A 19,316-nucleotide genomic window follows, 5' to 3' on the forward strand; every position below is an offset into this window, starting at 1 on the left:
CCTTCTTATCTCGGGACGTTTTCGGTAGAGTAGATTGACCGACAGGTCAACTTATCTTAACAATGCGTATATTGACCGCAGAGTCAGCTTATAGACCACAGGATAGGATATACGAATATGATGACCGCCAGAGCGGCGCTCGCTGCCAGCGCTTTCCTTGCCTCCGCCACTTTTGCACAAGCCGATTGCAGCAAGGTCCAGCTCGCCGAGCCGGGCTGGACCGATACGGCCCTGACCTCGGGCATCGCGCAGGTTCTTCTCGAACAGCTGGGCTATAGTGCCAATGTCGAGCTGCTGAGCATCCCGATCATCTACCAGTTCATGGCCAAGAAGGATGTCGATGCCTTCCTCGGATACTGGGATCCGGCGATGGTGCAGTATTACAAGCCGTTCAAGGAAGATGGCTCGGTCGTGACGGTCACCCAGAATCTCGAGGGCGCCAAATATACCTGGGCCGTGCCATCCTATGTCTATGAGGCGGGCGTGCATGATTTCGCCGATATCGCCGCGCATGGCGACGAATTCGACCACAAGCTCTACGGCCTCTCGCCGGGATCGAATGACAGCATGATCGACGCGCGCGACAATGGTGGCTTCGGTCTTGAGGACTGGCAGATCGTCGAAAGCTCCGAGCAGGGCATGCTCGCGCAGGTGGAAAGCGATGTGAAACGCGGCAAATGGATCGTGTTCATGGGCTGGGCGCCGCATCCGATGAATGCGGAGTTCGACATGCGCTACCTGACGGGCGGTGACAAGTTCTACGGCCCCGATTTTGGTGGTGCCACTGTTCATACACAGTTCCGCAAAGACTATGCGGAGGAATGCCCCAATACCGGCAAGCTGCTCTCGCAGCTCAAGTTCACGGTCGATATGGAGAATATCGGCATGGGCTATATCCTCAATGACGGCATGTCACCGACCGATGCGGCCCGCAAGCTGCTCGGCGAGCATAGCGATATGCTGGAGGGCTGGCTGGCGGGCGTAACCACCCGCGACGGCAACCCCGCATTGCCGGCCGTCAGGGAAGGGCTCGGGCTGTGAGCGAGGCGGCAGACCGTTTCGCGCAGGTCAACGGGGTCCGTCTGTGCTACCGCATGGACGGCCCTGCCGATGCGCCTGCCATCTTTCTGGTCACCGGCCTCGGGATGCAACTGACGGAATGGCCCGAAACACTGGTCGCAGGTTTGGCCCGGAACTTCCGCGTGATCCGGCCCGACAATCGCGATATGGGCCTCTCGCAGCGGATGGGACAGCCCTTTGCGCAGGTGCCCGAGGGGTTTCGCTGGATCAGCCGCCATGCCATAGCTGCCCCCTATCACCTTAGCGATATGGCCGATGATGTGCTGGCGCTGGCCGATCATCTGGGCATCGGGCGCTTTGCCTGTGCAGGTTTCTCGATGGGCGGCATGATCGCGCAGCATGTCGCGATGCAGGCCCCCGGGCGGGTGACGGCGCTTGTGTCGCTGTCGAGCGCGGATGGCGAGCCGGTGGCCGAAGGCACCCCCGAGAACACCGTGATGATCGAGCGTTTCTTTTTGCTACCCGCCGATCGCGACGGACAAATGCAGACCTATTGCGAGAGCGCCGAATATTATTCGGGCGGAACGATGCTTGCCGATGATCCGCGGACGCGGGCGGGGGCGAAGGCGCTGCTCGACCGGTCCGATCTGGGCGGGGGCGATGGCGGCGGCTACCTGCGACAGGCCATGGCCATCACCGACAGCCCCGATTGGGTGAGCGGTCTGGGCCGGCTCGACCTGCCGGCGCTTGTGGTCCATGGGACAACCGATCCCTGCCTTCCCTTGCAATTGGGCCAGCAGGCGGCCGCGCGCATTCCGAACGCCGGTCTGCGGATCTATGAGGGTCTGGGTCACTGGATCTCGGAAGAGGTCGTGGGGGATCTGTGTGACTGGTTCGAGGACACACTGTGCACGACCTCCGCGCAGGCGCAGGATCAGTGCTGACTACCCCGGATAAGTGGTAGCCCATCGGGCCGCCACCCGCCCCGATCCATCAGGGGCGCCCCTCGCCACTGCGCCGGAACGCATTCGGGGTCATCCCTATGGTCTTGGTGAATGTGCGGCTGAAATAGGTGATATCGGCAAAGCCCGAACGCTGCGCCACATCCTGCACCGAGAGCCGCGTATAGGCCAAGAGGCGCTTGGCCTCCAGCATCCGGCGCTTGCGGATCAGCTCGTTGGGCGAGGTGCCGAGGATACGCCGGCATACGCGTGTCAGATGCGGCGGCGAGACGGCCATGGCGCGGGCGTAGTCGGGGATCGGCATGCTCCGGGTAAAATGCGCCTCGACCAGCTCGCAAAATGCCTGCGCCTGCAGCTCGTGACGGTTCATCTCGCTATGGAACGCGGTGCCGCCGACCGGCGCGATCCGGCGCAACTCCCCGATCAGCGACAGGAGCGTTGCTTGGGTCAATGCCCCCAGAAGCGCCGCCCGCTCGCTGCCGATCGAGTGGTAGACATCCCTGATCTGGCGCAACAACATATCGATCGCCTCGAAACGCTGCGCAGCGGGGCCGGTCAGGATCCCGCCCGAGACCTGCATAACCTGCCGGAGCTTGTCGAGCACCGGCGGCGCGATCTCGGCCACGGGGATGGAAAGCACATCCCCGTCGATCGCCTCGGGGAAGCGGAACCCGTGCGGCGTCTCGGGCGGCACCAGCAGCACCAGCGGCGTGCTACTGTGATACTCCAGCTCGCCAATCCGCAGCCGCACTCCCGCCGTGCGGAACAAAAAGACCTGCACGAGTTTCGCATGGCGGTGGAGCCGGATCGTCCAGTCATTCTGGCTCGAACGCTCGAAGATCGTCTCGTGATGGATCGGGTCGGTAAACGCTCCCGAGAGCAACTCGCCATAGAGTTCATAGATCGGGATCATCCGCGACATGACAGCCTCCGCTTCCCCGCTCAAGGTCCAGATTGATCGGATAATACAAATCTTTGTGCGCCGCGTCCATTCCAACAGGGCCGCAAAAAGGGCGATCCTTGATCCATATTTATGGGAGGAGAACCATGAAACTATCACGTCTACCCGCATTGGGTCTGGCGACGGCTTTTGGCGCGCTGATGGCCGCCGGAGCACAGGCGCAGGACTTCCAGTTTTCGATCCACCATTTTCTCAGCCCCAAGGCCCCCGTGCAGACGCTTCTGCTCGAGCCATGGGCGAAATCGGTGGAAGAGGCCTCCGGCGGGCGCATCCATTTCGAGATCTTTCCGTCGATGGCGCTTGGAGGGGCGCCGCCCGAGCTTTATTCGCAGGTGCGTGACGGGGTGGTCGATCTGGCATGGACCCTGCCCGGCTATACGCCCGGCACCTTCCCGCGTCTCGAGGTCTTCGAGCTACCCGATGTCCATGGCGGCGATGCCCGCGCGACCAATCTGGCCATTCAGGACATGATGGGCGATCTGGCCGAGGATTTCAAAGATGTGCATCCGATCCTCGTGCATGTGCATGCCGGCAACGCGCTGCATCTGGCAAGTGGTTCCATCGACGGGGTCGCGGGGTTCAAGGGGCTGAAGGTCCGCAGCCCGTCGCGCACCGGAGCCTGGGTGCTCGAGGAGCTGGGCGCCGAACCGGTGGCGATGCCCGTGCCCGCCCTGCCGCAAGCCCTCTCGAAAAAGGTTGTGGATGGCGCGCTGGTGCCCTTCGAGGTGGCCATTCCGCTGGGCCTGTCGGAGCTGACCGAGACCACGGTCGAGCTGGATCAGGGGCACCGTTTCGGCACCTCGACTTTCCTTTTCGCGATGAACAAGGACGCATGGGCATCGCTCCCGCCCGATCTGCAGAAAGTGATTGATGACCATTCCGGCGCGGCACTGGCCGAGGAGATGGGCGTGGCATGGAACGAGATCGAGCCGGTTGGCGTGAAGATGGCCGAAGAGGCTGGCAACAGCGTCATCGCGCTCTCGCCCGAAGCCTCGGCCGAGTTCGACTCCCCCTTCTCCGCCGTCGCCGCCCGCTGGACCAAGGAGGCCGACGGGCTGGGGATCGACGGTGACGCGCTGATCGAAAAAGCCAGAACTGCCGTTGCAAGCCATAGCGAGTAACCCATGACCAAGAGATCCCTTTTCCACGGGGTCATCGCGGCTTGGGCAGTGACGGGCGGCCTCGTGCTGCTCGTCATTGTTGGCGCGACGGCTCTCAATGCAGCCGGTTTTCTGGCCGATACGATCGCGGGGCTCTGGGGCGGCGATGTCGCGGGACTGTCGGGCTACGAGGATGGCGTGAGCATGCTGGCCGGCGTCGCAGGGCTTGCAATGTTCCCCTATTGCCAGCTCCATCACGGCCATGCGGCGGTCGATGTCTTCATGGACAAGGCGCCCCGCTGGGCCAACCGGCTGGTCACGCTTTTCTCGGGGCTGGTGGTTACGGCCATCGCACTCTGGATGGCCTATATGCTGGTGCTGGGCACGCTGGAAACCCGCGGCGACAATGTGGAAACCGCCGTTTTGGGCTGGCCTGTCTGGATCTTCATGCCCACGGCCGTGATCTCCTGCCTGCTCTGGGCACTGGCGGCTTTGATGGAAACCTTTGCACCGGAGATGCCCCATGGCGCCTGAATTGATCGGCCTTCTGGGGCTGGGGGGGCTCTTCGCCCTGATCCTGCTCCGCATTCCGGTGGCGCTGGCTATGCTGCTGACGGGCATCATCGGCACCTATGCACTGAGCCTCGCCTCACCCTTTGTAAAATTCGCGCCCTATCTGAAACAGTTCAAGACCGCGCTGTGGAACTCGGTGGCCAATTACGATCTCTCGGTCGTGCCGCTCTTCGTGCTGATGGGCTATCTCGCCGCCGAAACCGGCCTGTCGCGTGATCTGTTCCAAGGGTTGGCGGTGCTCACCCGCCGGATCCGTGGCGGGGTCGCAATGGCCACGATCCTTGCCTGTGGCGGCTTCGGCGCAGTCAGCGGCTCCTCCATCGCCACCGCCTCGACCATGTCACGCGTAGCCCTGCCGGAATTGCGGCGGCTGAAATATGACGAGGGTCTGGCGACCGGCGTTCTGGCGGCCGGCGGCACGCTGGGCATCCTGATCCCGCCCTCGGTGGCGCTGGTAATCTATGCCATCGTGGTCGAGGCGTCGATCCTCGAGATGTTCCGCGCAGCGATCCTGCCGGGTCTTATGGCAGTGGTGCTGTTTCTGGTGGTGATCCGCCTGCGCATCGCCCGCAACCCCGCGCTTGTGCCCCCACTGACCGAGATCCCTGCCGCGCAGGTGCGCCACGCGATCCACAGACTGGCCCCTGTGGCCGCGATCTTCGGCACGATCATTCTCGGCCTCGGCATGGGGCTCTTCACGCCGACACCGGCGGCCGCGATCGGGGTGTTCCTGATCCTTGTCTACGGGCTCGTGTTGCGGCGGTTCTCGGACGAGGACGGGCTGACATGGGCACGGCTGAAGGACGCGCTACTTGCCACAGCCAAAACCGCCGCGATGATCTATTTCATCCTCTTCTCGGCGGATATCCTGAAGGGGTTCTTTGCCCGCACGGGGCTGCCATCGGCGCTCTCGGACTGGGCGGCGGCCTCCACGCTCGATCCCTATGTGATCCTTGTGGCGATGCTGGTGGCGCTGATCATCCTCGGCTGTTTCATGGAGAGCCTGTCGATGATCCTCGTGGTGGTGCCTTTCTTCTGGCCGGTGCTCGTCGAGCTGAATGGCGGAGATTACATCACCGCCGAAACCGCCGCCTTCGGCATGGGCAATGCCGATCTGAAGATATGGTTCGGCATCCTTGCGCTGATTGTCGTCGAGTTGGGGCTGATTACCCCGCCCGTTGGCATGAATGTGTTTGTCATAAAATCCTTCTCTCCGCAGACGCCAATCACCCGCATTTTTGCAGGTGTCGCGCCTTTCTTCGCCATCGAACTGGTCCGTGTCGGCCTGCTGGTGCTTGTGCCCGGCCTGTCGCTGGCGCTGACCCGACTATTCTGAGGTCTCCCCATGAACACGATCAAAACCCAAATCTGCATCATCGGCGCGGGGCCGAGTGGCCTTCTGCTGGCCCAGCTTCTGGCCAATGCGGGCGTCGATACCATCGTTCTCGACCGCAAGGACCGCGCCTATATCGAGGGCCGCATTCGTGCCGGTATCCTTGAATGGGGCACGGTGACCACACTCGAGGAGGCGGGCGTAGCCGAGCGGCTCCACCGCGAGGGCATCGCCCATGACGGGTTCGAGCTGGCCTTCGAGGGTGAGCGTCACCGGATCGACCTGAAGGGGCTGACCGGTCAGCAGGTCATGGTCTATGGCCAGACCGAAATCACCAGGGATCTCTTCGACAAGCGGACCGAAGAGGGGCAGATTTTCTATTATAATGTGGAGGATGTGACCCTCGACGGGCTCAAAAGCGGCGACCCCAGTGTCGGCTTCACCCAGAACGGCAACCGATATGAGGTCTCTTGTGATTTCATCGCGGGCTGCGACGGCTATCACGGTGTCTCGCGGCAGGCGATCCCGGCCGATATTCTCAAGACCTACGAGCGCGTCTACCCGTTCGGCTGGCTGGGGATCCTGGTCGACCAACCGCCCGTCGCGCATGAACTGATCTATGCCAACCATGCGCGCGGCTTCGCGCTGGCCTCCATGCGCTCGCAGACGCGCTCGCGCTATTATGTGCAATGCGATCTGTCGGATCGGGTGGAGGACTGGTCCGATGACCGGTTCTGGGAGGAATTCTCCAACCGTCTGGGGCCTGCGGCCGACGGGCTGCGCACCGGCCCGTCTTTTGAAAAATCCATCGCCCCCCTGCGTTCCTTCGTCGCCGAACCGATGCGGTATGGCGCGCTCTTTCTTGCCGGCGATGCGGCCCATATCGTGCCGCCCACCGGCGCCAAGGGGCTCAATGCCGCCGTGGCGGATGTGCGGCTGCTGTCGCGGGCCTTCGTTGCGCATTACGAGGGCGATGACACGCGGCTTGAGGCCTATTCGGCAAAGGCGCTCGACCGCGTCTGGAAATGCGAGCGTTTCTCGTGGCAGCTCTCCACGCTGATGCACCAGTTCCCCGGAGGCAGCCCCTTCGAGAAGCGCATGCAGCAGGCCGATTTCCACTATATCGCGGGCTCCGAGGCCGCATCGCGCTCGATTGCCGAGAACTATGTGGGGCTGCCGCTGGAATAGGCTGACTCAGGGCGCGTTCAGCACCGCATCGAGCAAGCCGGGGAAGCGTTCGTCAAGCTCCTCGCGCCGGATCGACAGGACGCGCCCGCGCCCTTTGGGCAAGTTGAGAATGATGCCCGCCTCGCGCAGCACCTTCATCAGATGCGATTTGGTCGATTTGGGGATATCGGGGTCCGTCAGATGACACCGCGCCATCTCGAGCGGACCATCGGCCAGTTGCCGCACGATATCGAGACGTGCCGGATCGCTCAGCGCGAACAGAACGGTCTCGAGGCGCAGCTCGTCCTTGGCGGGATGGGGTAGATCTGTCGGTGTCTCACTCATGGTTCGAATATAGTTGAACCATCGAAGGATGCAACCTAGGTAAGGTTCGAAGAGATTCGAACCAAGGAGCCCCCATGTTTGCCATCCGCCAGCCCCTTGCCAGACCGGCAAGCTTTACCCTCGCGGCACTCGGCAGCGCGCTCGTTATGGCCAGCGCCAGTGCTCCCTCGCCATTCTACCCCCAACTTCAGGCCCAGATCGGGTTCTCGCCTGTGGTTCTCACCGGTATTTTCGCCATCTATGCGATCACGCTTCTGGCGACCCTGTTGACCTTCGGCTCGGCCTCCGACCATCTCGGCCGCAGACCGATGCTCTCGTTGGGCTTCCTGCTTCTGGCGGTCTTCGCGCTGATCTTCTCGCAGGCCCATAGCGTGGGCGGGCTCGTACTGGCCCGTGCCCTGCAGGGGGTGGCGGGCGGATTGCTTCTTTCGACCCTCTCTGCGGCCATCGTCGATCTGGAACCCACCGACAGGCCCGGCCTTGCCGCGATCTGCAATTCGACGCTGCCGCTTGCGGGGCTTGCACTTGGCGCGCTGCTGGCAGGAGGGGCGATCGATATGTCCTCGCTGGCGCTGCATCCGTTCTTCATCGGGCTTGCGCTGATCAGCGTGCTCTTTGCCGCAGGCGTCTGGCTCTGGCCCGAAACCTCGCCACGCCATGAAGGCCTTGTCTCCGCGCTGCGCCCGCGTGTGCGGATACCGGACAACGCGCGGCCCGTCTTCTGGCGCGTGGCCCCTGCCCTCTTTGCCACATGGGCCACGGGCGGGTTCTACCTCTCGCTCGGCGTATCGATCTCGAGCCATGTCTTCGGCCTGACCCACGGGCTGGAACAGGGGGCCGTCGTCACCGCGCTGGCCGGAACCGGCGCCGCAGCCTGCTTCTTTGCACGGCATATCTCGGCCTCCGCGACCCTGCGTCTGGGGATCGTGGCACTGGCTTCGGGCACACTCCTGACGCTGATTGCGGTACAACAGGGCAGTCTCTGGGCTTATCTCGTGGCGCTGCCCTTTGCGGGGATCGGGTTCGGCACCTGTTTTTATGGCGCGGTCCGCTCGCTGGCACCGCTGGCCGAACCCCATGAGCGGGGTGAGCTTTTCGCGGCCATCTTCACGCTCAGCTATCTGGCCTTCGGCGTGCCCGTGGTCATCGCCGGTGCCCTCGTCAGCACATTCGGGCTGACCACGACCACCATCGGCTATGGCGTGGTCATCATCGCCATGGCGCTGATCGCTATGTGTGCCAGATCTGACGCGCAGGGCCGCTAACGGTGCCTTTTCCAGCAACGCCTACGCCCCTACCGCCACGGCGGTGAGGCTTTTTTCCGGCAGATCGCTTGGAAAACCGCGCATGGTTCCTACAATTACCTGTGAGCCGGGCGCGATATGCCCTGACCCACCGCCCCATCGACCTCAGGCGTAGGAGCCACTCATGACGTCCAAATTCTTCGTTGCCGCCGCGCTTGTGGCAGGCTTCACCTCCACCGCGCAGGCCGATATCACGGTCTCCTCGAAGATCGACACCGAGGGCGGGCTCTTGGGCAATATCATCGCGCTCGCGCTCGAGAATGCGGGATTGCCCGTCGAGCGGCGCCTGCAACTGGGCGGCACCCAGATCGTGCGCGAGGCGATCAAGGCCGGCCAGATCGATATTTATCCCGAATATACCGGCAATGCGGCCTTCTTCCATAACGAGGCGGGCAGCGATGTCTGGAAGGATCCGGCTTCGGCCCATGACCGTGCCGCCGAGCTTGATGCGCCCGATGGCATCACCTGGCTCGACAGCGCGCCCGCCAACAACACATGGGCCATCGCGGTCACGGGCCCTGTGGCGCAAGCCAACGATCTGGCGAGCATGAGCGATTTCGGGGCATGGGTCGCGGATGGCGGCGAGGTCAAACTGGCCGCCTCGACCGAATTCGTCTCCTCGCCCGGCGTGTTGCCCGCGATGCAGACGACCTATGGCTTCACCCTGACGCCCGACCAGACGGTAATCCTGTCGGGCGGTGATACGGCGGCGACCATTCAGGCGGCGGCCCGCGGCACCTCGGGCGTCAATGCGGCCATGGTCTATGGCACCGATGGCGGCGTGGGGGCCACGGGGCTTGTCGTGATGACGGATGACAAGGGCGTGCAGCCCGTCTACGAGCCCACCCCGATCCTCCGCACCGAGGTGCTCGACGACTATCCCTCGATCCCCGGGATCCTGAACCCGATCTTCGACAAGCTGGACATGACAACGCTGCAAAAGCTCAACGGCCGTATTCAGGTGGGGGGCGAGCCGGCCGAGGCCGTGGCGCGCGACTATCTGACCCAGACGGGTGTGCTGGGCTAAGGCCATGGCGCGGGTCTCTCCCGCCGGTCTGGTCTTCGCGCTTGCCGGTGGCGGGCTGCTCTGTCTGCCCTTCATGACCATCGCGGCCAATCGTATCGTGGCGGGTGAGGGCGTGCGCCTTTGGACGCTAGGGCTCTGGGGGGCAACATCCGGGATGGCTCTGGCGCTTGTTGCGGGGCTGTCACCGCGCCCTGCCCTGCGGCTTGCAGGCGGGGCGCTGGGGCTTGGGTGTCTTGTCTGGGCAGTCTCGCAAGGCAGCGCCGATCTGCTGGCCGATGCCGGTGATTATGCGCGCAGCGGGCCTGCCGCGGGGGTCTGGGGATTACTGGCGGTCTTTGCCCTCCTGATGGTCGATGCGCTCAACGCAATGCGTCCGCGCGCCCTGATGCGCGCGCTCCTGCTCGTTGCGGGCGGCGTGGCGGTGGCCACGGTGCTCTCCTCTGGCTGGCTTGCGGGTCTGTCCATCGCGCAGGAATATAGCGCAAGATCTGCCGCATTCTGGCAGGCGCTCCTGCGCCATTTGCAACTGGCGCTCGGCTCGCTTGTGGTGGCCAGCTCTCTCGGCTTCCCGTTGGGGCTCCTGTGCCATCGCCATGCGGGGCTCCGGCGGCTCCTTCTGCCGATGCTAGGGTTTTTGCAGACCATCCCCTCGCTTGCGATGTTCGGGATCATGATCCCGCTTCTGGCGGGGCTTGCCACTGCCGCGCCCGTTCTGGCGGGGCTGGGGATCGCGGGCATCGGCTTTGCGCCTGCCTTTGTGGCGTTGGTGCTCTATGCGCTCCTGCCGGTGGTGGGCAATACCGTCGCGGGGCTCGAAGCGGTGCCACCTGCTACGGCCGAGGCCGCACGCGGTATCGGGCTTTCCGCGCGCCAACGCCTGTGGCAGGTCGAGCTGCCTCTGGGATTGCCGGTGCTGCTGGCCGGTCTCCGTATCGTCATGGTGCAGAATATCGGCTTGGCGGTGATTGCGGGACTGATCGGCGGCGGGGGCTTTGGCGGGTTCGTGTTCCAGGGCCTCAACCAGACCGCTACAGACCTGATCCTGCTGGGCGCGCTGCCCACGGTGGCGCTGGCGCTGGTGGCCGCAATTGTCATGGATATCGCCGTCGAGCTGGCCAGCCCGCGCTCCGCCACCCGACCGGCAGAAGGCTGAACAATGATCGAGATCACCAATCTGACCAAGCGTTTCGGCCCCGATCTTGCGGTGGATGCCGTCTCGATGGTGGTCGAGACCGGCACGATCACCACCATCGTGGGCACCTCCGGCTCGGGCAAGAGCACGCTTTTGCGCATGATCAACCGCCTCGAGGAACCCAGCTCCGGCGAGGTCCGCCTCAATGGCGACCCGACCCACAGGATGAAACCGCATCTGCTGCGCCGCCGGATCGGCTATGCCATTCAGGGCCACGGCCTGTTCCCGCATCACACGGTCGCGCGCAATATCGACGCGGTGCCGCGGCTCCTGGGCTGGCCCAAGGCCAAGATCCGCGCGCGGGTGGACGAGCTGCTGGATCTCTTCTCGCTGCCACCCGAGACCTTCCGTGACCGCTATCCGGCCGAGCTGTCGGGCGGGCAGCAGCAGCGCGTAGGTGTGGCCCGTGCGCTGGCCTCGCGCCCCGATCTTCTACTGATGGACGAGCCATTCGGCGCGCTCGACCCGATCATCCGCCAGCGCGCGCAGGAGGATCTGGCCCGCATCCAGCGCCAGCTGGGATCCACGATCATTCTCGTCACCCATGATATGGACGAGGCGATCCGGCTGGGGGACCGGGTGGCGGTGATGGATGGCGGCAGGTTGATCCAGTATGCGCCGCCCGCCGAGATTATCGCCCATCCCGCAAGCGGTTTCGTGGCCGATATGCTGGGCGAGCTGGACCGTCCGCTGCGCCGTCTGTCCCTGATGCGGGTCGCCGAGATCGTGCAGGCGGGCGAGGCGACGGGACCAGCCGTCAGCCCCGAGGCCTCCCTGCGCGAGGCGCTGTCGCTCTGCCTCTGGTCGGGGCGCGAGGCGCTGCCCGTGACCGGCGGAGGCGTCGTCACGCTCCGCGCGATCCGCGCGCGCGCCGAGGCCCCCGCATGAAGGCCGGATGGGTCCTGCGCCCCGCGCTCTACGCGCTCTTGCTGGCGATGGTGCTCCGGCCCGCGTGGTTCGCGCCGCTTCTGGCGCCGCTTGCCCCGCAGGGCGGGCCAGTGATCTACGAGCGTGCATCGCTTCTGTCACTGACCCTCAGCCAGCTGGGGCTCGTGGCGCTGGCCTCGGGATGTGCCACGGTGGTCGCGGTGGGGCTTGCTATCTTTGTCACGCGTAAGGCGGGCGCAGGGTTTCTGCCGCTTTCGAGAATGCTGGCCAATGTCGGCCAGACCTTCCCGCCGGTGGCCGTACTGGCGCTCGCCGTACCTGCCATGGGCTTTGGCGCGGGGCCGACACTGGTGGCGCTTTTCCTCTACGGGCTTCTGCCGATTTTCGATAACGCGGTGACGGGACTACAAAACCTGCCCTCCGTCACGATGGAGGCCGCACGCGGGATCGGGCTGTCGCCTCGCCAGCGCCTGATCTCGGTCGAACTCCCCCTTGCGGCACCGGTCATCCTGACAGGGGTGCGCTTGTCGGTGGTGATCGCGCTCGGCACCGCCACGATCGGCTCGACGGTGGCCGCGCGTACGCTGGGAGAGGTGATCATCGCGGGACTTCTGACCAATAACACCGCATTCGTCGTGCAGGGTGGCGTGATCACAGGCCTATTGGCGCTTCTTATCCATGACGGGCTGATGCTGGCGGAGAAGCGGCTGCGCCGGTAGTCTGAAACGCTTGGCATGACCTACGGCGCGACCGATACGCAGAGAACGCTCTGCCTTGCAGGCACCATGCGCCACGGGCCGCGCCCCGCGCACTCGCCGATCACCGCTGTAACGGGTCACCCGGGGTGCAGGCGTTGCTATGGCAGCCACCGGTGAGGACGCCTTTGCCGCAGAAACAGGTGCAAAACGCCACGGGCTCGCCGGAGGCATGCCGTCCCCCCATCGACGGGCCGCGCCGACACGGCAGAACGCTCTCCAGTAGAAACGGCCGGAGAGGCGCTCGAGCGGGCCTGCGCGCGCCCCAGGGAAAAGCGTCTCAGACGCGACTGACCGCCAGAAGCGTCTCGACCTGCGCCGCGAGCTGCAACAGGAAACGGTCCTGATACCATGGGCCCATGATCTGCAAGCCGATGGGCAGACCAGACGCGGTCCGGCCACAGGGCATGGAGATCGCCGGATGGCCCGTGAGGTTGAGCGGATAGGTGAAGGGATACCACGCACCACGGATCGGCCCGCGATTACCCGCAATCTCCACATCGCCCGAACTGTCGACCGTGATCGGGATGGCTGGTGCGGTCAGCACGGGCGAGACGATGACATCGCATCGCGCCAGAACCTCCTGCAGCGCGTTAAAGGTTCTGGTGCGCTCGAAGCTTGCCTGCGACATATCAAAGGCTGAAAGATCGCGCCCCTCGATGATGCGCACCAGAAGGCTCGGATCCATATCATTACCATGGCGCGCAACATGCGCGCCCATCCGCGCGGACAGCCCCGACCGCAGCACAGTCAGGAAAGCGGGCTCCACCGCGCGCAAATCGATCTCGATCTCCTCGATCTCGGCACCTTCCCGCGCCATGGCGTCGATGGCGGCACGGGTGGCCGCCGCGGTTTCGGGCTCGACCTGCGCACCGCCATTGGGGAGCCAGCCGACCCGCAGCCCCTTGAACCCCGCGAAGGGCTTGACCACGGGCAGCGCCCCCTGCCCCCAGGGATCGCGCGGATCGAAACCCGCCATCGTCTCGAAGAAGAGCGCCGTATCTTCCACGTCGCGCGCCATCGGCCCGACATAGGAATTGGCGCCGAACAGATCGGGCAGCGACAGATGCGGGATCATACCCAGCGTGGGCTTGAGCCCGACAATGCCGCAACAGGCCGCCGGAATACGGATCGAGCCCCCGCCATCGGAGCCGATGGAGAGCGGGCCCATCCCGGCCGCCACGGCCACCGCCGAGCCCGAAGAGGAGGCCCCCGGTGTGCGGTCGGGATGGGTCGGATGGAGCGTGCGCCCCGAAAGCGGCGATGTCGCTTCGGGTTTATGTCCGAATTCGGGAGTCGTGGTCTTGCCGATCAGGATGCCCCCTGCCCCGCGCGCGCGCGCCACCGACACGCCATCTTCCTTGGGCACATTCTGTGAAAAGATCTTCGAGCCCTGCGTGGTGCGCACACCCTCGGTTGCGATCAGGTCCTTGACCGAGAAAGGCACGCCTTCGAGAGGTCGGGCCGCGCCTTTCGCGATACGGGCCTCCGCCGCACGGGCCTCTGCAAGCGCGCGCTCGGGGCAGAGCGTCACAAAGGCGTTCAGCTCGGCGCGCGCCTCGATCCGGTCAAACGCCGCCTGCACGGCCTCTACCGGCGAGATCTCGCGCGCGGCAATGGCGCGTGCCTGCGCCACGGCGCTCAGATCGGCAATATCTGTCATCAGGTCCTCGGTTCTAGAGCATGTTGCGACCGCCGTTGATGGCGATCGTCTGTCCGGTAATGAAACGCGCCTCGGCGGAGGCGAGATAGGCCACAAGCCCAGCAACCTCCTCGGGCTGCGCGATGAAGCCTGCAGGCGTGGCAGCCACCAACGCATCGAGCGTCGCGCGCGGGATGCGGTTATGCGCCTCGGTCGCGATGGCCCCGGGACAGACGGCATTGACTGTCACACCATGCGGGGCCAGCTCCTGTGCGAGCGCGCGGGTAAAGCCCACGATGCCCATCTTGGCCGCAGCGTAATCCGACAGACGCAGATCGCCAGAGAGCGCCGCATCGCTGGACATATTTATGATCCGCCCCGCGCCCCGTATCTTCATCTGCGGCCCGATAAGACGGCAGGCCCGCATGGTGGAGAGCAGGTTGATCTCCATGACAAAGCGCCAGACCTCCTCCTCGCTTTCGCAAAAGAGCGCAGAGCGCTCGCGCCCTGATTGACCGAGATTGTTGAACAGGACATCGACCGGGCCGAACTCGGCCTCGACCTGTGCCACGGCTTCGGCCAGCGCCGCTCCGTCAGTGCCATCGAAGGCCAGCGACAGCCAACCCTGATGCGCCTCTGCAGGCGCTTCGGCGGGGTGGAGGTCGAATACGGCCACCCGTGCGCCCTCGGCGGCAAAGCGCCGCGCTGTCGCTCCGCCAATGCCACCGGCACCGCCGGTGACAAGCACGGTCTTGTTGTGGAAACGCTGCATTAAAGTGCCTCAATAGAAGGTGCGTCCGCCATCTACCGCCAGCGTGGAGCCGGTGATATGACAGGCGGCGGGACCGGCAAGAAAGACGATCGCTTCGGCCAACTCCTCGGGCTGCGCGATCCGGCGCAGCGCATAGCGGTCGCGGATCTCCGAGAGCTTTGCCTGCGGATCGGGGGCGTTGGCCCATGACTGGTCGAACAGATCGCTATGGACCGCGCCCGGGCAGACGGTGTTTACGCGGATACCCTCCTCGGCCCAATCCAGCGCCAAGGATTTCGACAGCATCACGAGACCCGCTTTGGACGCACAATAGGCCGCGCGATCGGGGATGGGCTTGAGCCCCGCCCCCGAAGACACATTGACAATCGCACCATGACCGGACGCCGCCAGATAGGGGAAGGCCGCACGCGCGGTCCGCATAGGCCCCGAGAGATTGACCGAAAGAAGATGCGACCAGTCGTCGTCATTTCCCGCCTCGCTCGGGGTCTCGAGGTCGATCCCTGCCGAATTGACAAGGATATCGATCCCGCCAAGCGCGCGCGCGGCGCTCTCCATAGCGGCCTCCACCGCGCTTGCGTCGGCGAGATCGGCCCTCGCACAGGCGAAAGGCGCAGCGTCATTCCGGTCAATGACAAATACCTGCGCGCCGCGTCCCTCCAGCATCAGGGCCGTCGCCCGGCCGATGCCGGCAGATCCACCCACGATGACCGCGCGATATCCGGCAAACATGCTCATGCATCAGCCTTCATCTGCGCCGCCATATCGGCGGAGATCCGGTCACAGCGGTCGATCCAGACATTATCATGTTTGCGGATATGCTGGATGAAACGGTCGAGCACGATGGCCCCCGAGGGCTGGCCGATGAATTCGGGATGCATGGCAGTGACCATCATCCGGTCTTCGGCATAAAGCGTGTCAAACTCCCAGCTCCATGTGTCCACCACCTGGGGCGGCGAGGTGATCGTGCGGCCCGGCAGGATCTTGGCGAACTGGAAATAGGGGCTGTCGGTATTGATGTAGCGGAAGGGCAGCTCCACACAATCGATGGGCGCGCCGCGCACCTTAAGGAAATAAGGCGCATCGTCATCAAAGAAATTCGACGAGTAGGAGAACCCGTATTCCTTGATCAGATCCATGGTCACATCGGTCACTTCGGCGGCCGGGCTGCGCCAGCCGCGCGGCGCCTCGCCCGTGGCCTTGATGATCGCCTGTTGCGCCAGTTCCATCTCCTCGCGCTCTTCCTCGGGGGTCAGCGTCACGATCCAGCGGTGGGTATGACTGTGATGGGCAATCTCGTGACCGTCTTTCAGCAGCGCCTCGATCACTTCGGGATGCGCCTCCACGACCTGCCCGGGCACGAAGAAGGTGGAGGTGATCTCGTGGCGTTTGAGCACGTCCATCACCCGCCAGACCCCGCGTTTCCAGCCATAGGCGCCCTGCGACATAAGGATCGGGCGCTTATGGGCGTCGGGGTCGCGGGCGGTCCACATCGTCTCGCAGTCGAGATCGAAGGTCAGCATCATCGGGAAGCCTTTGGAGGTAAAGCTCATAATCTCTCCAATTCAGAAAAAGCGAGTGAAGGAGACCCATTTCTGGGCCAGAACAAGAACGATGGCGGTGCCCAGCACCAGAAGCGTCGAGGCCGCCGCGATCGAGGGATCAACGCCATGCTCGACGGAGGCGAAAATCTTGGTCGGCAGCGTCGTCTCGCGCGGGGTCAGCAGGAAGATGGTGACCGGCACATTGTCGAGCGAGGTGACAAAGGAAAAGATCCCGCCTGCCACCAGACCCGGTTTCAGAAGCGGCAGCGTCACCAGCCGGAAGGCGGTGAAGCGGTCCGAGCCGAGCACCATGGCCGCTTCCTCGAGCTGGGGATTGAGGCCGGTGAGCGAGGACATGGCCGAGCGCACCACATAGGGCAGCGTGATCAGAACATGCGCGAGCATCAGGACCCAGAACTGTCCGCGCAGCCCCATCAGGGAGATGAACTGCAGCAGCGCCACCCCGATCACCACCGCGGGAAAGACCAGCGGCGCCATTACCAGTGACAGGATCAGATCGCGCCCGCGCACCAGCCGGTGATGGAGCGCATAACTCGCCGCGGTCCCCAGCAGGATCGACAGCGCCGTGGCCCCTGCCGCCAGTGTCAGACTGGTGGAGATCGCGCGCTGATAGCCACGATCGGTCAGCACTTCGGCAAACCAATCGAGCGTCCAGCCCTGCGGTGGCACCGTGAGGTAGCTCGTCTTGGTAAAGGAGGCCAGCACCACCACGACAGTGGGCGCATTCATGAACACCAGCACGAGAAGGGCGAAAAGCGTCAGCAAAAGCGAGGATTTACGCGGGATCATGCCTGTAATCCTTTCGTATAGCGGGCCGCCAGACGGTTTGCGCCCCAGATGAGCCCGAGCGTGATCGCCGTCAGGATGAAGGCAAGCGCCGCCCCTGCAGGCCAGTTCAGATTGGTCATGAACTCGTCATAGATCTGGGTCGCCATGACCTTGTAGGTCGGGCCGCCCAGCATGCGCGGGGTCACCAGCGCCGAAATGCTGAGAACGAAGACGAGGATCGAGCCGGTGATGATACCAGGCAAGGCCAGCGGCACGATAATGGTGAAGAACGCCCGCCCCCGCGACGCCTTGAGCCCGAGGGCCGCTGCTTCGACATCGGCGGGAATGTTCTGTAGCGCCGGCACCAGAAGCAGCACCATGAACGGCAGATAGATTTGCGTCAGCCCGATCACCACACCCAGCAGGTTATACATCAGATCGAGCGGACCGGAGATCAGCCCGAAGGATTCGAGTGTCTCGTTGACGACCCCATTGGGCGAGAGCAGCACCATCCAGCCAAAGGAGCGCACGACGATATTGCAAAGCAGCGGGAATATCACCAGCAGGACCGTCACCGTTTGAACCGCAGGACGGGCGCGCAGGATGAACAGCGCCAGCGGGAAGCCCAGCACCAGCGTTGCCAGCGTCACCACCAGCCCCAGAAACAGCGTCCGCAGCATGATCTCGATATAGAAGCCGTCGCTCAGGACCGAGAAATAATTGCCGAGCGTCCAGTCGGCACCGATGCCGCTGCCTGCCGTATAATTGCGCAGGCTCATCAACCCCATCAACAGGGTCGGAGCCAGAAAGAACAGCAATAGAAGCGCGGTCACCGGCAGAACCAGCCCCGCACCCAGCCAACGCGAGGACGTCATGCCACACCCTCCGCCTGCGCCACGAAGATCCGGTCGGGGGCGATATCGAGCGCGACCTGCGTGCCAGGCACCAGATTGGCCAATGGTCCGCGCGAATTGACCCGCGCCAGCACCTCGACCCCCTGCCCCAGCGCGATCACATATTGCACATGCGCGCCCTCGAAGATACGCAGGCTGATCGTGCCCGCAAGCGGCCCCTCGGCCCCCGGCACGAGATGGATATCCTCCTGCCGCAGGGTGACCGATACCGCCATGCCCTCGGTCAGGGGCCGGTCCAGATCCAGTTCTACCCCATGGGCAAGCGCGACACGACCGCCGCGCACCTGCCCCGACAACTTGTTGGGACTGCCGACAAAGCCCGAGACAAATCCGTTGGCCGGGCGGAAATAGACATCCTCGGGGCTCGCGAATTGCTGGATATCGCCGCCCGACATCAGGCAGATCCGGTCGGAAAGGCTCATGGCCTCATGCTGGTCATGGGTGACAAAGAGCGATGTGATCTTCAGCTCGGCCTGCAGGCGCTTGATCTCGATCTGCATCTCCTCGCGCAGCTGTGCATCTAGATTGGAGAGCGGTTCGTCGAACAGCAGGATCGAGGGGCGCGGTGCGATGGACCGGGCCAGCGCCACGCGCTGCTGCTGACCACCCGACAACTGGCGCGGATAGCGCGCGCCATGCTGGCCCAGACGGACCCGCTCGAGGGCCTCTCCCACCCGCATGTCCAGCTCGCGCCCGCTGACCTTCTGGCGGCGCAACCCGAAAGCGACATTCTCATGCACCGTCAGATGCGGAAACAGCGCATAGCTCTGGAAGACCAGCCCGATATTGCGCTTGTTAGGCGGCAGGTGGGTCACGTCCTGATCGCCGAACAGAATCTGCCCCCCGCTCGGGTCCAGAAGCCCCGCGATCATGCGCAGAATCGTCGTCTTACCGCAGCCCGACGGCCCAAGAAGAGAAACAAACTCCCCTTGTCCGACCTCCAGAGAAACCGAATTCACGACGGTCAGATCGTCATATCGTTTGGTGAGGTTCTTGATTGAAAGTGAGGACACGGCGGTCTCCGTAGGGCT

At 64.2% G+C, this 19,316-nt stretch carries 20 protein-coding genes; 11 read left to right on the forward strand and 9 right to left on the reverse strand.

What is annotated here, in order from left to right:
* The first annotated feature begins 117 nt into the window (after nt 1-117).
* Complete coding sequence (choX, locus tag WDB91_RS18220) at nt 118-1,041, forward strand: choline ABC transporter substrate-binding protein (protein WP_339115570.1); 924 nt, start codon at nt 118-120, stop codon at nt 1,039-1,041.
* A complete protein-coding gene (locus WDB91_RS18225) occupies nt 1,038-1,964 on the forward strand; it encodes an alpha/beta fold hydrolase (RefSeq protein ID WP_339115571.1) in 927 nt (308 codons plus the stop codon). Before choX ends, WDB91_RS18225 begins: the two co-directional genes overlap by 4 nt.
* A gap of 49 nt (nt 1,965-2,013) precedes the next feature.
* Here WDB91_RS18225 and WDB91_RS18230 read toward each other — a convergent pair whose 3' ends face one another.
* Complete coding sequence (locus tag WDB91_RS18230; protein WP_339115572.1) at nt 2,014-2,904, reverse strand: helix-turn-helix domain-containing protein; 891 nt, start codon at nt 2,902-2,904, stop codon at nt 2,014-2,016.
* A gap of 125 nt (nt 2,905-3,029) precedes the next feature.
* Here WDB91_RS18230 and WDB91_RS18235 point away from each other — a divergent pair, with 125 nt between their 5' ends.
* Genes WDB91_RS18235 through pobA form a run of 4 tightly spaced genes read left to right on the forward strand, consistent with a single transcriptional unit; the run spans nt 3,030 to nt 7,137 of the window.
* Nucleotides 3,030-4,064, forward strand: coding sequence for a TRAP transporter substrate-binding protein (locus WDB91_RS18235; protein ID WP_339115573.1), 1,035 nt, complete (start codon nt 3,030-3,032; stop codon nt 4,062-4,064).
* Nucleotides 4,065-4,067: 3 nt separating this feature from the next.
* Nucleotides 4,068-4,577 (forward strand): TRAP transporter small permease subunit, encoded by a 510-nt coding sequence (locus WDB91_RS18240; RefSeq protein WP_339115574.1) that lies wholly within the window; start codon nt 4,068-4,070, stop codon nt 4,575-4,577.
* Nucleotides 4,567-5,952: a TRAP transporter large permease gene (locus WDB91_RS18245; RefSeq protein ID WP_339115575.1), complete on the forward strand. Its 1,386-nt coding sequence runs from the start codon at nt 4,567-4,569 to the stop codon at nt 5,950-5,952. Before WDB91_RS18240 ends, WDB91_RS18245 begins: the two co-directional genes overlap by 11 nt.
* Nucleotides 5,953-5,970: 18 nt before the next feature.
* Entirely contained in the window at nt 5,971-7,137 is a 1,167-nt protein-coding gene (pobA, locus tag WDB91_RS18250) for a 4-hydroxybenzoate 3-monooxygenase (RefSeq protein ID WP_339115612.1), read from the forward strand.
* 6 nt (nt 7,138-7,143) lie between these two features.
* Here pobA and WDB91_RS18255 read toward each other — a convergent pair whose 3' ends face one another.
* A complete protein-coding gene (locus tag WDB91_RS18255; RefSeq protein ID WP_339115576.1) occupies nt 7,144-7,461 on the reverse strand; it encodes a transcriptional regulator in 318 nt (105 codons plus the stop codon).
* Between the two features lie 74 nt (nt 7,462-7,535).
* On the opposite strand from WDB91_RS18255, the gene WDB91_RS18260 reads away from it, so the two are divergent.
* From WDB91_RS18260 to WDB91_RS18280, 5 genes are all read left to right on the forward strand, one after another.
* Entirely contained in the window at nt 7,536-8,726 is a 1,191-nt protein-coding gene (locus WDB91_RS18260; protein WP_339115577.1) for an MFS transporter, read from the forward strand.
* A 163-nt stretch (nt 8,727-8,889) separates the two neighbouring features.
* Nucleotides 8,890-9,792 carry an ABC transporter substrate-binding protein gene (locus WDB91_RS18265; protein ID WP_339115578.1) on the forward strand — a complete coding sequence of 301 codons (903 nt, stop codon included), beginning with the start codon at nt 8,890-8,892 and terminating at the stop codon, nt 9,790-9,792.
* Between the two features lie 4 nt (nt 9,793-9,796).
* Nucleotides 9,797-10,945 carry an ABC transporter permease gene (locus tag WDB91_RS18270; RefSeq protein ID WP_339115579.1) on the forward strand — a complete coding sequence of 383 codons (1,149 nt, stop codon included), beginning with the start codon at nt 9,797-9,799 and terminating at the stop codon, nt 10,943-10,945.
* 3 nt (nt 10,946-10,948) lie between these two features.
* Nucleotides 10,949-11,872, forward strand: coding sequence for an ABC transporter ATP-binding protein (locus WDB91_RS18275; RefSeq protein WP_339115580.1), 924 nt, complete (start codon nt 10,949-10,951; stop codon nt 11,870-11,872).
* On the forward strand, nt 11,869-12,591 hold the full coding sequence (locus tag WDB91_RS18280; protein WP_339115581.1) for an ABC transporter permease: 723 nt from the start codon (nt 11,869-11,871) through the stop codon (nt 12,589-12,591). The genes WDB91_RS18275 and WDB91_RS18280 overlap by 4 nt, the downstream gene beginning before the upstream one ends.
* A 316-nt stretch (nt 12,592-12,907) precedes the next feature.
* Here WDB91_RS18280 and WDB91_RS18285 read toward each other — a convergent pair whose 3' ends face one another.
* Genes WDB91_RS18285 through WDB91_RS18315 form a run of 7 tightly spaced genes read right to left on the reverse strand, consistent with a single transcriptional unit; the run spans nt 12,908 to nt 19,298 of the window.
* On the reverse strand, nt 12,908-14,290 hold the full coding sequence (locus tag WDB91_RS18285; protein ID WP_339115582.1) for an amidase: 1,383 nt from the start codon (nt 14,288-14,290) through the stop codon (nt 12,908-12,910).
* A 13-nt stretch (nt 14,291-14,303) separates the two neighbouring features.
* Nucleotides 14,304-15,041, reverse strand: a complete 738-nt coding sequence (locus WDB91_RS18290) for an SDR family NAD(P)-dependent oxidoreductase (RefSeq protein WP_339115583.1) — start codon at nt 15,039-15,041, stop codon at nt 14,304-14,306.
* Nucleotides 15,042-15,050: 9 nt separating this feature from the next.
* Entirely contained in the window at nt 15,051-15,776 is a 726-nt protein-coding gene (locus tag WDB91_RS18295; RefSeq protein WP_339115584.1) for an SDR family oxidoreductase, read from the reverse strand.
* Entirely contained in the window at nt 15,773-16,591 is an 819-nt protein-coding gene (locus WDB91_RS18300) for a polysaccharide deacetylase (protein ID WP_339115585.1), read from the reverse strand. Before WDB91_RS18300 ends, WDB91_RS18295 begins: the two co-directional genes overlap by 4 nt.
* Nucleotides 16,592-16,603: 12 nt before the next feature.
* The gene (locus WDB91_RS18305; protein ID WP_339115586.1) at nt 16,604-17,392 is read right to left on the reverse strand and encodes an ABC transporter permease; all 789 of its coding nucleotides are present in this window, start codon (nt 17,390-17,392) and stop codon (nt 16,604-16,606) included.
* Nucleotides 17,389-18,246, reverse strand: coding sequence for an ABC transporter permease (locus WDB91_RS18310; protein WP_339115587.1), 858 nt, complete (start codon nt 18,244-18,246; stop codon nt 17,389-17,391). Before WDB91_RS18310 ends, WDB91_RS18305 begins: the two co-directional genes overlap by 4 nt.
* Complete coding sequence (locus tag WDB91_RS18315) at nt 18,243-19,298, reverse strand: ABC transporter ATP-binding protein (RefSeq protein ID WP_339115588.1); 1,056 nt, start codon at nt 19,296-19,298, stop codon at nt 18,243-18,245. Before WDB91_RS18315 ends, WDB91_RS18310 begins: the two co-directional genes overlap by 4 nt.
* Between the last annotated feature and the right edge of the window lie 18 nt (nt 19,299-19,316).

The sequence above is a fragment of the Thioclava sp. GXIMD2076 genome (assembly GCF_037949795.1).
Taxonomy (GTDB): domain Bacteria; phylum Pseudomonadota; class Alphaproteobacteria; order Rhodobacterales; family Rhodobacteraceae; genus Thioclava; species Thioclava kandeliae.

What these genes read in the sequence shown, in the direction of transcription:
- WDB91_RS18270 (WP_339115579.1), top strand. Translation starts at nt 9,797, where the DNA reads ATGGCGCGGGTCTCTCCCGCCGGTCTGGTCTTCGCGCTTGCCGGTGGC.
- WDB91_RS18285 (WP_339115582.1), bottom strand. Translation starts at nt 14,290, where the DNA reads ATGACAGATATTGCCGATCTGAGCGCCGTGGCGCAGGCACGCGCCATT.
- WDB91_RS18310 (WP_339115587.1), bottom strand. Translation starts at nt 18,246, where the DNA reads ATGACGTCCTCGCGTTGGCTGGGTGCGGGGCTGGTTCTGCCGGTGACC.
- WDB91_RS18300 (WP_339115585.1), bottom strand. Translation starts at nt 16,591, where the DNA reads ATGAGCTTTACCTCCAAAGGCTTCCCGATGATGCTGACCTTCGATCTC.
- WDB91_RS18235 (WP_339115573.1), top strand. Translation starts at nt 3,030, where the DNA reads ATGAAACTATCACGTCTACCCGCATTGGGTCTGGCGACGGCTTTTGGC.
- WDB91_RS18230 (WP_339115572.1), bottom strand. Translation starts at nt 2,904, where the DNA reads ATGTCGCGGATGATCCCGATCTATGAACTCTATGGCGAGTTGCTCTCG.
- WDB91_RS18255 (WP_339115576.1), bottom strand. Translation starts at nt 7,461, where the DNA reads ATGAGTGAGACACCGACAGATCTACCCCATCCCGCCAAGGACGAGCTG.
- WDB91_RS18245 (WP_339115575.1), top strand. Translation starts at nt 4,567, where the DNA reads ATGGCGCCTGAATTGATCGGCCTTCTGGGGCTGGGGGGGCTCTTCGCC.
- WDB91_RS18280 (WP_339115581.1), top strand. Translation starts at nt 11,869, where the DNA reads ATGAAGGCCGGATGGGTCCTGCGCCCCGCGCTCTACGCGCTCTTGCTG.
- WDB91_RS18275 (WP_339115580.1), top strand. Translation starts at nt 10,949, where the DNA reads ATGATCGAGATCACCAATCTGACCAAGCGTTTCGGCCCCGATCTTGCG.
- choX (WP_339115570.1), top strand. Translation starts at nt 118, where the DNA reads ATGATGACCGCCAGAGCGGCGCTCGCTGCCAGCGCTTTCCTTGCCTCC.
- WDB91_RS18305 (WP_339115586.1), bottom strand. Translation starts at nt 17,392, where the DNA reads ATGATCCCGCGTAAATCCTCGCTTTTGCTGACGCTTTTCGCCCTTCTC.
- WDB91_RS18265 (WP_339115578.1), top strand. Translation starts at nt 8,890, where the DNA reads ATGACGTCCAAATTCTTCGTTGCCGCCGCGCTTGTGGCAGGCTTCACC.
- WDB91_RS18240 (WP_339115574.1), top strand. Translation starts at nt 4,068, where the DNA reads ATGACCAAGAGATCCCTTTTCCACGGGGTCATCGCGGCTTGGGCAGTG.
- WDB91_RS18295 (WP_339115584.1), bottom strand. Translation starts at nt 15,776, where the DNA reads ATGAGCATGTTTGCCGGATATCGCGCGGTCATCGTGGGTGGATCTGCC.
- WDB91_RS18260 (WP_339115577.1), top strand. Translation starts at nt 7,536, where the DNA reads ATGTTTGCCATCCGCCAGCCCCTTGCCAGACCGGCAAGCTTTACCCTC.
- WDB91_RS18290 (WP_339115583.1), bottom strand. Translation starts at nt 15,041, where the DNA reads ATGCAGCGTTTCCACAACAAGACCGTGCTTGTCACCGGCGGTGCCGGT.